This window comes from Martinezella miluonensis (genome assembly GCF_900094545.1).
In the GTDB taxonomy this organism is placed as follows: domain Bacteria; phylum Pseudomonadota; class Alphaproteobacteria; order Rhizobiales; family Rhizobiaceae; genus Rhizobium; species Rhizobium miluonense.
The window spans coordinates 1-8,653 of the sequence record NZ_FMAH01000085.1 but is presented as its reverse complement, the minus strand read 5'-3'; the positions used below and the strand labels follow the sequence as shown (position 1 = coordinate 8,653).

Here is an 8,653-nt window from a genome sequence, read left to right as displayed (position 1 = left end):
AGGGTTGGAAATCTACGGCGCGGGCCAGTGGCTGGAGGAGAAGCACGGTGCCAAATCACGTCGGAACTGGCGAAAATTGCACCTGGCTCTGGATGCCGGCAGCGGCGACATCATCGCCCACGTCATGACCGACCAAGATGCCGGCGACGCCTCGCAGGTGAAGGCGTTGCTTGACCAGATCGATGCGCCGATCGGACAGTTCACGGCCGACGGCGCCTATGACGGCAGTTCAACTTATGACGCCGTGGCCTGGCATAGTGCCGGTGCTACGGTGGTCATTCCGCCACGCGCGAACGCGGTGAAACGGCCAGACGCCGGTCCCTCGAGCCAACGAGACCGCCACATCGCGGCGATCAACACCGATGGCCGGATGAAGTGGCACGCTGCGACCGGCTACGGGAAACGATCTCTGGTCGAGACCGCAATCGGTCGCTACCAATCGATCATCGGATACAGGTTGCGGGCGCGCTCATTCGGAGCGCAGCAGACGGAAGTCGCCATAGGCTGTGCCGTCCTCAATCGAATGCTGGCATGCGCACGCCCGAAATCCGTCCGCTGCAAAACCGTCACCGCGTAGCCAGAGCATCAAAGACAGAAATCCGTTCTTTCAGCGACCGATGCACCAACGCTTATCGGATATACTCGCCACTCCAATACTGGCGGTCATGGTCGATTTGTTGCTTGCTCCTTGTGGTATGGCAAGCTGACGCGACGTAGAGCGGAGAGCCTCAGCTATCCTTCGTACTGTACCCCGTCGAAATAGGTGCTCTGCAGAACGCTAACGCTCCTGCCCGAGGCATCGGTCACGCCGAAGAAGACGGTGTCGCCGAGGCGAAAAAGCTGCGGCCATTCCATTGCGCGTTCAAGATCAATGGAGCGTGCCGATCTTGCCAGGCGCGGCCGCCTCAGTCAGTCCTCCGCTGGCTGGTTCGTGAAGTGCGGATCGCCGCTGAGGCGCGATCCCAACAATCAATTTACGCCGCGTTGCCTGCTCTGCAATACGGTGACGATAACGAATGCTCCAACCACCTTGACCAAGGCAATGCAAGACAACCAAACGGCCCGCCAAACCCGGCACGGTTCTGCTTTGCGCGGACGTTCTTCATTGAATCGATTGCATTATGTCGCTTGCTATAATCTGGCGCCTGCTCTTCTTCCGACTCAGAATAACAAGACATGCACTTGATGGTTGAAGCCATTGTTTATTAGTTAACCGTGTGTATTTCAAATAGTGTAATGACATCGATGCTATGAGCTGTGCAATTACTCTGCGAGTCGAGCAATGGAAATACTGAAAGCTAAACAACAATTGCAGCATTTCATGTCCATTCGGTCCGATAATCCGGACCTGCTGAAAGCTCAGTACCGCGCTTTCACGCGGCAGATGCCGATGATGTATTTAATCCTGATTTCGAGCACATGGGCGCTTTCTATCACCCATATGCAATCAGCACCGATTTGGCTCACCGTTGGCATTCCCGCGCTTTTTACGCTCGGCTGCATGCTTAGGATCACATTCTGGTGGAGAACGCGCAATATCGATCCCATGCCAGACGTGGCTCACGCCGCACTCGTCCGCACCAATCGTCTGGCTGTCGGCCTTCCCATTGCATTCACTGTCTGGTCATTTTTGCTGGTGCCTTATGGCGATGCATATGCTCAATCTCACGTTGCCTTCTATATGGCGATCACGGTCATCTCCTGCATCTTCTGTCTAATGTATGTTCGCTCGGCGGCATTCATAGTCACTGTGATCGTCAATGGAGCATTCGTTTTGTTCTTCATCGCCTCAAGGCAACCGACTTTCATTGCTATAGCAATCAATGTGGCACTGGTCTGCGCGGGCATGATGTCGATTCTCCTGACAAATTATCGCAATTTCGAGCGCATGGTTATTTCACAGCAGCGCACAGAAGCACTTAGCAATGAGAATCTCTTGCTTGCGAATATCGACAGCCTGACGGAGCTACCCAACCGTCGAGCGTTCTTTACGCATCTGGAAGTCGAATTTGAAAGGGCCAAAGCCGAGAATACGCGACTGGCCTTAGGCGTCATTGATCTCGATGGCTTTAAGCCGGTCAATGACCTTTACGGACATTCGATGGGAGATAGGCTCCTGATCGACGTCAGTAGGCGCCTCACGACCAGTTTGAAAGCCAGTCGGGCGTTTCGATTGGGTGGTGACGAGTTTGCAATTGTCGCTCCGCTCGCGCCGGACGATGCTCTGCTTGTCGCAAATGCGAACGCAATTTCCGAACGGTTGGGGGAGCCCTATCATTTGCCGGAAGGAACGGTGCACGTATCCGCATCGATGGGAATAGCGGTCTTTCCAGACCTCGCCTCTACTCTGGAGCAGCTTTTCGACAGGGCGGATTATGCCCTCTACCATGCCAAAAAGACACGCCGTGGGGGCGCGGTTCTATTTGACGCTGAACACGAAAGGCAGATCAACATCGAAGCGCGCATCGAGCATCTGCTCAAGCAAGCCAATTTGGAAGACGAACTTTCGGTCATGTTTCAGCCGATTGTGAACATAGGCGATGAGCAAACGGTTGGCTTCGAGGCTCTTGCCCGCTGGTACAGCCCGGTTCTTGGACATGTCTCGCCAGGACAATTCTTCCCAATTGCTGAACGAGCCGGCATCGTCAGTTCGCTGACGCAGCCTCTGCTTAGAAAGGCACTTGCCTTCGCATCGCAGTGGGAGGAGCCTTTGCGCCTGTCCTTCAACCTGTCAGCCCACGATCTCAACTCCTGTGAAGGGGTGCTGTCGTTAGTCGGGATCATCGAAGGCAGCCGCTTCGACGCGGGGCGCCTTGATCTTGAAATTACCGAAACGGCCCTTACGCTTGATTTCGAGCAAATCAAATCGTCGGTCGAAATGCTACGGCGCCTCGGTTGTGGCATTTCACTCGACGACTTTGGCACCGGTTATTCCAGCCTGACCCGGCTGCATGCTCTTCCTCTGACCAAGATCAAGATCGACCGCAGCTTCGTCACAGATTTGCACAAGAGGCCTGCCAGCTACAAAATAGTGAAATCTCTTCTCACTCTCAGCCGGGACATGGGGCTGGAATGCGTGGTTGAAGGAGTTGAAACACCAGACGAGCTTGCAGCCCTTAGAGGGTTGGGAGCTACGCTGGTGCAAGGCTACCTCTATTCCCGGCCGCTCACCGAAGAAGGTGCTGCCGAATGGTGTTTCATCGCGGCGCGGCAAGCAGGCTCGTTAGCTAGCTGAACCGACAAGCATCTCCGATAAATACCACAAATGATGGTCTCGAACGGATATGAACCCGCGCGCCCCGGTCATTCGGCGCCTTTGGTGCTGGTTCACACTCGATCCAAAAATGATCCTCCTCAAAAATGCAAATGCTCCCTATTGACGATACAAGCATATGCTCTTATTTTGATCTTTATAGGAGCATATGCTCTCATATCGAAAAGGAGCGAGATTATGAGTGAGGCTGAGGTACTTGTAAGCGGGGCGACCGGACGGACCAGTGGTGCGGCGATCGATGAATTACTGAAGATGGGCAAGTCGGTGCGCGCCTACGTGCGTTCGAACGATGAGCGGGCGACGGCCCTTAGGCAGCGGGGAGTTGATATCGCCATCGGCGACTTTACCGACCTCGATGACATCCGGGGCGCCATGGAAGGCATCCGAGCGGCCTATTTCCTTCATCCCATCGCACCGGGTATCATCGGTGCCGCGGCCTATTTCGCGCAGGCCGCAAAGGAAGCGGGCGTCACCGCGGTCGTCAACATGTCGCAGATATCGGCGCGTCGTGAATCGGCGAGCCATGCGGCGCAGGACCATTGGGTTTCCGAGCGGGTCTTCGACTGGTCCGGTGTTCCAACAACGCATCTCCGCCCGACCTTCTTTGCCGACTGGCTCGTTTATCCGCATTTTGCCAAGGAGATATGGGCCACGAAAAAGATCGAATTTCCGTTTGCCAACGGTCGTCACGCACCAATCGCGACCGATGATCAGGGGCGAGTGATCGCCCACCTCCTGGCTAATCCTTCGGGGCACGGAGGCAAGATTTATCCGCTCCATGGCCCCGTCGAGATGAACCATACCGAGATCGCCGCCGCCATGAGCGAGGTGCTCGGCGCAAAGATCGACTACGCGCCGACTTCGATCGAGGTGTTCAAGGACAAGATGGAAAGTCTCTACAAGTTTCCGCCTTTCCTCGTGCAGCACCTGGCCGAAGTCGCCCAGAACTATCGTGATGGCGTCTTCGCCGGCACCAACGATGCCGTCGAGAAGATTACCAGAACGCCGGCACTCTCGGTGCAGCAATTCATCGCCAACAATCGCGCCGCCTTTGCATGACAACCGTCGAGGCAAGGAGTTTGAACAATGTCGAATATTCAAGGCGAACGTCACCCGTTTCTGGACGACCTGACCGTCGACGCGGAACTGACCAGCTCCGTGCTGCGAGGTCCCGTCATCGGACGCCACGAGATCAAGCTCGCCGTTGACACGGTCGGAACCTTTTACGCTTCGCAGATTCCCACGTTTCTCGAGACTGTCGGCTCTCGCCTCTTTCTTGAATACGAGGCGGTTCTGACAAGCGGGGAGAGCCTGAACGCCGTCGTCGTTGTCGACCGGAACCCCGATGGTTCGGTGCCACGCGTCAGCGTGCGGATGAGCCCGCTTGGTGCTGTGTTGTCTCTCGCCGCCAATCTTCGCGAGGCACTGTCCGGCCAGTTGTCGGAAGACCTTTTTCTTTAAACTTATCGCCCGCAGGCGGGTATCGATATTGGATGCCCTGATCTGTGGCTTTAGAGAGGTAATTTGTCATGGATGTCACCAACACCACCGTCTTCATTACCGGAGCCAATCGCGGCCTGGGCCTAGCCTTTGCGCGCGAGGCCCGTCGCCGCGGAGCAAAGAAGGTCTATGCCGGCATGCGCAACACGAGCGGCTTCGATGAGCCCGGCATCATCCCCGTCCGGATCGATGTCACGGACAAGGCATCGATCGCCGCCGCGGCAGAAATCGCGGATGATACCACTCTGCTGATCAACAACGCGGGCACCGCTGCTCTCATCGACGGACCTCTGGCAAGCGATTTCGAAGCGCAGTCGAAGCAGCTGTTCGATATCAATTACTATGGTGTGGCCCGCGTCACGCAGGCCTTCGAACAGGTCCTGTCGTCCAAGCAGCATGCTGCGATCATTAATGTTCTATCCGACATCGTGTGGTTGCCGCGTCCCTATCTCACACCGTACGCCGCATCGAAGGCGGCGGCATGGAGCTATACCAATCAGCTTCGCTTTCACCTTCAAGATCGTGGCATCGAGGTACTCGGACTGCATGTCGGTTTCGTGGATACCGACCTGACCAATGGCATCGATGTGCCAAAAGCCAGCCCAGAGGATGTGGTGCGCCAGACCTATGACGCACTCGCCGCCGGCAAGAGCGAGATCATGGCCGACCAGGGAACGTCACTCCTGAAGAGCACGCTTGCAGCCGAGATACCCGGTTATATCACGCCGCCGCCAGGATTGTTCTAAGCGCCAAGATGGTGGAGAAACCGCCAAGCCGCAGGCTATGTGATGCGGAGGCCTTGGACTTTGCGCCATATGGCCTGCGGACGGTAACTAGGACTCGAAAGGAAACGACATGTTGTCGGCGAACCAACCGCTTGGAATCGATCAATGCAATTGCTCAGCCATGAGAAAGGCGAGCCGACAGATCACGCGGTTCTACGATGCCCATCTTGAGCCCGTCGGACTGCGTATCACGCAGTTCCTGACACTGGCGGCTCTCGACGAAGCGGACGGTGCCGCTGTCAACGCTCTCGCGGAACGGCTCGATATCGAGCGGACGGCGATGGGAAAGATGGTTGGCTTCCTAGAACGCGACGGCTTTGTCACCATCAAGCCATCACCCGCGGACGGCCGAGTTCGTATCATTGAACTCACGGAGGAGGGCCGACGCTTGCACGAGAGAGCGGCTCCTCTCTGGCAGGATGCGCAGCAAGAATTCGAGCGACTGAATGGTACCACCAACGTCGCAACGCTCCGGCACAGCCTGAAAGAGATCATCGTCGGCGACTTGCCGGCCGTCTCTTCCGAAGACTGAGCCTTCGGAAGAGACCCACTGATGACGGACCAATCAAATGGACCCGACCAGCCGTCCTTGACTGTCTCATTCGGCACAGCCCATCAGCAAGCAGGCTCATTGTTCGAAAGCCCAGCCACTCGCTGCGCGCTATAGGAACGATATCCGCGGCTCTTGAAATGGATCGAACCGCAGACTGACGCGGCGCCTTCACCATTCGCTACATATGTCCTTTGAGACACCATCTACGCGGCCCTTCGCCAATGGTGCGCTGGCAGTCGCGTCTCGTGAGCCCTACGGATCGACCATCGTCACCAAGCAGGGCCAGCTGGTCCGCCAACCGGATCTGCCGTAGGGTGGCGACTCTCAACGCGGCGACGCCGCCACTCAGATAACCCGCTCTTTATGCTCACTCGAGCTCTTCTGTTTTTCATTGGAGAATTCTCATGAACCTCGAACTCAACGGTAAACTGGCTCTCGTTACCGGCAGCACCGCCGGCATCGGTCATGCGATTGCGGCAGCGCTCGTTCGCGAAGGCACTCATGTCATCGTCAACGGGCGAACCCAAGATGCCGTCGATCGCGCGGTCGCCGAACTTGCTGCAATTGGAAGCGGCCGTGTTGAAGGATTTGCCGGCGATCTCGGAACTGAAGCAGCCGCGGATGCGGTCACGAAACTCTACCCAAATGTCGAAATCCTGATCAACAATCTCGGCATCTTCGAACCCAAGCCGTTCGAAGAGATCCCGGATGCTGACTGGCGGCACTTCTTCGATGTCAATGTGCTTTCAGGTGTTCGTCTCGCCCGTCTTTATCTGACCTCGATGCGCCAGCGTAACTGGGGCCGCATCATCTTTATATCGAGCGAAAGCGGCGTGCATATTCCGGCCGAGATGGTGCACTACGGTGTGACCAAGGCGGCCCAGATCGCCGCGGCGCGCGGTATCGCCGAATCCGTTGCCGGCACCGCAATCACGGTCAACAGCGTGTTGCCGGGTCCAACGAAGTCGCGCGGCGTTGTCGACTTTGTCGCTGCGTTGCCCGGATCCGAGGGGAAGACTTTCGCGCAATTCGAGACCGAGTTCTTCGAGAAAATCCGACCGACTTCACTGATCAAACGCTTCACGACGCCTGAGGAAATCGCAACCATGGTTGCCTATGTGGCGAGTCCGCTGTCCTCGGCCACCAACGGCGCGGCACTGCGGGTCGATGGCGGCGTTGTGAAGAGCGCGTTCTGACTGTCAAGCAGAGAACGCCGTCCACTCGAGCGAATTCGGGGGACGGCAACAATGCTATTCCTGAGGTCTATTAAATGGGGGAACGATCACCTTTGTCGTTCGACGTCTAGGTGAGGAGTGGCTCCAGCCGGCACATGTGAACGACATCCTCCACCTCTTGCATCCCAAGCGTTGACTCTATCCGCGCCATGCCTGCGTGACTATAAACGCACGTGAAGCTCTTGAACGGAATCGAACCGCCGACTCTCACCGAGCTCGGCCCAATGCCATTGAATCATCATCGTCGTTGCGCGATACGCGAGAATTGCCTCTGCGATGGCGGCAAAGCTTGCAAAGTCATCTTGATCCAGGTCTTGTCTGCATCGAGGAGACCTGGATCAAGACCAACATGACGCCCATCAGGGGCTGGGGACCAAAAGGCAGGCGTCTGCGGGCGTTCGCGCCACACGGCCGCTGGCGCACTCTAACATTCCTCAATGCGTCGAGGAGCGACTGGATGACCGCACCTTGTGTCTTGGACGGGCCGATCAGCGACTAGTGCTTTCGCGCCTATGTCGAGCATCAGTTGGTTCGCGTCCTCAAGCCAGGCGACGTTGTCATCATGGACAATCTCGGCAGCCACCATTCGGCCAGCATCGGCAAAACTATCAAAGCCGCCGGTGCCGGGCTCCGGTTCTTGCCACCCTACTTGCCGGACCTCAATCCGATCGAGCATAGCGTTGGTGCATCGGTCGCTGAAAGAACGGATTTCTGTCTTTGATGCTCTGGCTACGCGGTGACGGTTTTGCAGCGGACGGATTTCGGGCGTGCGCATGCCAGCATTCGATTGAGGACGGCACAGCCTATGGCGACTTCCGTCTGCTGCGCTCCGAATGAGCGCGCCCGCAACCTGTATCCGATGATCGATTGGTAGCGACCGATTGCGGTCTCGACCAGAGATCGTTTCCCGTAGCCGGTCGCAGCGTGCCACTTCATCCGGCCATCGGTGTTGATCGCCGCGATGTGGCGGTCTCGTTGGCTCGAGGGACCGGCGTCTGGCCGTTTCACCGCGTTCGCGCGTGGCGGAATGACCACCGTAGCACCGGCGCTATGCCAGGCCACGGCGTCATAAGTTGAACTGCCGTCATAGGCGCCGTCGGCCGTGAACTGTCCGATCGGCGCATCGATCTGGTCAAGCAACGCCTTCACCTGCGAGGCGTCGCCGGCATCTTGGTCGGTCATGACGTGGGCGATGATGTCGCCGCTGCCGGCATCCAGAGCCAGGTGCAATTTTCGCCAGTTCCGACGTGATTTGGCACCGTGCTTCTCCTCCAGCCACTGGCCCGCGCCGTAGATTTCCAACCCT

General features: G+C 57.3%; 8 protein-coding genes and 2 pseudogenes. 8 read left to right on the top strand and 2 right to left on the bottom strand.

What is annotated here, in order from left to right; genetic code table 11:
* Nucleotides 1-577 (top strand): IS5 family transposase (locus GA0061102_RS32100; RefSeq protein ID WP_139115138.1); only part of this gene is annotated, 577 nt, incomplete at its 5' end.
* Nucleotides 578-753: 176 nt separating this feature from the next.
* On the opposite strand, the pseudogene GA0061102_RS34155 reads toward GA0061102_RS32100, so the two are convergent.
* Nucleotides 754-945, bottom strand: a pseudogene (locus GA0061102_RS34155) (gamma-glutamyltransferase); the annotation flags it as partial.
* Nucleotides 946-1,282: 337 nt separating this feature from the next.
* Between GA0061102_RS34155 and GA0061102_RS32095 the strand changes: the two are divergent.
* From GA0061102_RS32095 to GA0061102_RS32065, 7 genes and pseudogenes are all read left to right on the top strand, one after another.
* On the top strand, nucleotides 1,283-3,235 hold the full coding sequence (locus GA0061102_RS32095) for a putative bifunctional diguanylate cyclase/phosphodiesterase (RefSeq protein WP_167668112.1): 1,953 nt from the start codon (nucleotides 1,283-1,285) through the stop codon (nucleotides 3,233-3,235).
* A 216-nt stretch (nucleotides 3,236-3,451) separates the two neighbouring features.
* Nucleotides 3,452-4,333, top strand: coding sequence for an NmrA family NAD(P)-binding protein (locus GA0061102_RS32090; RefSeq protein WP_092856726.1), 882 nt, complete (start codon nucleotides 3,452-3,454; stop codon nucleotides 4,331-4,333).
* A gap of 27 nt (nucleotides 4,334-4,360) precedes the next feature.
* Nucleotides 4,361-4,735 (top strand): hypothetical protein, encoded by a 375-nt coding sequence (locus GA0061102_RS32085; RefSeq protein ID WP_092856723.1) that lies wholly within the window; start codon nucleotides 4,361-4,363, stop codon nucleotides 4,733-4,735.
* Nucleotides 4,736-4,803: 68 nt separating this feature from the next.
* Nucleotides 4,804-5,520 (top strand): SDR family oxidoreductase, encoded by a 717-nt coding sequence (locus GA0061102_RS32080; protein WP_092856720.1) that lies wholly within the window; start codon nucleotides 4,804-4,806, stop codon nucleotides 5,518-5,520.
* Nucleotides 5,521-5,629: 109 nt separating this feature from the next.
* On the top strand, nucleotides 5,630-6,091 hold the full coding sequence (locus GA0061102_RS32075; protein WP_092856717.1) for a MarR family winged helix-turn-helix transcriptional regulator: 462 nt from the start codon (nucleotides 5,630-5,632) through the stop codon (nucleotides 6,089-6,091).
* Nucleotides 6,092-6,516: 425 nt separating this feature from the next.
* Nucleotides 6,517-7,308 carry an SDR family NAD(P)-dependent oxidoreductase gene (locus GA0061102_RS32070; protein WP_092856714.1) on the top strand — a complete coding sequence of 264 codons (792 nt, stop codon included), beginning with the start codon at nucleotides 6,517-6,519 and terminating at the stop codon, nucleotides 7,306-7,308.
* 313 nt (nucleotides 7,309-7,621) lie between these two features.
* Nucleotides 7,622-8,026: pseudogene (locus tag GA0061102_RS32065) on the top strand (transposase); the annotation flags it as partial.
* A gap of 50 nt (nucleotides 8,027-8,076) precedes the next feature.
* Here GA0061102_RS32065 and GA0061102_RS32060 read toward each other — a convergent pair.
* A partial coding sequence (locus GA0061102_RS32060) for an IS5 family transposase (RefSeq protein ID WP_139115138.1) occupies nucleotides 8,077-8,653 on the bottom strand: 577 nt, incomplete at its 5' end.